Origin of the sequence: Kitasatospora sp. NPDC101235, from assembly GCF_044767505.1 — a bacterium.
Lineage (GTDB): Bacteria > Actinomycetota > Actinomycetes > Streptomycetales > Streptomycetaceae > Kitasatospora.
Window position 1 is genome coordinate 1 of record NZ_JBIWNZ010000092.1, and the last position, 1,212, is coordinate 1,212.

Here is a 1,212-nt window from a genome sequence, read left to right on the forward strand (position 1 = left end):
AAACTCCTCAACAAACTCACCAACCTCACCACCAAACACACCACCGCCACCCAAAACGCCCTCACCAACCTCCACCACCACCTCAACAACCAAAAATAGAAAACTGCAAAGAAAGACGAATGACGCGAATGAGCCGGGCACCATCGTGTGCTTCCGGCTCATCGCGCTGTCTGCTTGAGGCTCACCGAAACCGGCGGCCGGCGGGCGAGGTGGTCGTTCACCAGGAGACGGATGTCGCCGGTTCTCCGAAGACTCCAACCGGGCTGGTGACCTCGGGTGACCGCCAGCGGTGCACGGCTCCAGATGCCGCCGGTCTCCCCGATCGATCACGGCCAGGGGTCTTCGAGTCCGCTGATAGATTCCTGTGGTGAGCGAGCAACTGCCCGGCGGCGGCATCGAGCTGTCACCCGACGAGATCGAAGCCCTCCACGCCAGATGGTCATCCTGCTGGACCCCGAGTGAGGTCGCTCAGCGGTTGGCCGGGCTCGGCACTCCCTGGTACGTGGCCGCGGGCTGGGCGCTGGACCTGTTCCGTGGAACGCAGACGCGCGCGCATGGGGACATCGAGATCGCGGTTCCGGCCGCGAGCTTTCCCGAGGTCCGCCGCCGATTCCCCGGATACGTCTTCGACGCGGCAGGCAGCGGCCGGATCTGGGAGGACGCCACACCGGAGGCGCTGGCCGCCGTCCACCAGACGTGGCTGCGCGATCCGGCCACCGGAAGCTACCTGCTCGACGTGTTCCGCGAACCGCACGACGGCGACACCTGGATCTGCCGACGCGACGAGAGGATCCGGCTTCCCTACAGCGACATCGTCCACCACACCCGGGACGGCATCCCGTATCTGGCACCCGAACTGATCCTGCTGTTCAAGGCCAAGCACACCCGCCGAAAGGATCAAGCGGACTTCGACACGACCGTCCCACACATGACCTCGGCCCAGCGCGAGACCTTGGCCGAGCTGCTCGCCTGTGCGCACCCGGGTCATCCTTGGCTCGCGGACCTGTAGCCCACGCTACCCTCGGGTTCCGGCTGAAGCGCACGAGTTCGAACAGGCCCTCGTACTTGGAGCGTCCGCCAGTAGGTCATCGGATGCGTGGGCTTCGGGGCCTCACATTAGGGCACGTATTCGGTCGTGATCAATCTGTGTGATTCACCTTCGCGGCGGGTCCTGATCCGGTAGACCGTGGTGTGTGACGCGAGCGCAACTGA

At 64.9% G+C, this 1,212-nt stretch carries 1 protein-coding gene; it reads left to right on the plus strand.

Translation table 11 applies throughout. From position 1 onward, the window contains the following. Positions 1-367 precede the first annotated feature (367 nt). Entirely contained in the window at positions 368-1,009 is a 642-nt protein-coding gene (locus tag ACIRRH_RS43945; protein WP_403079111.1) for a nucleotidyltransferase domain-containing protein, read from the plus strand. Positions 1,010-1,212: the final 203 nt, after the last annotated feature.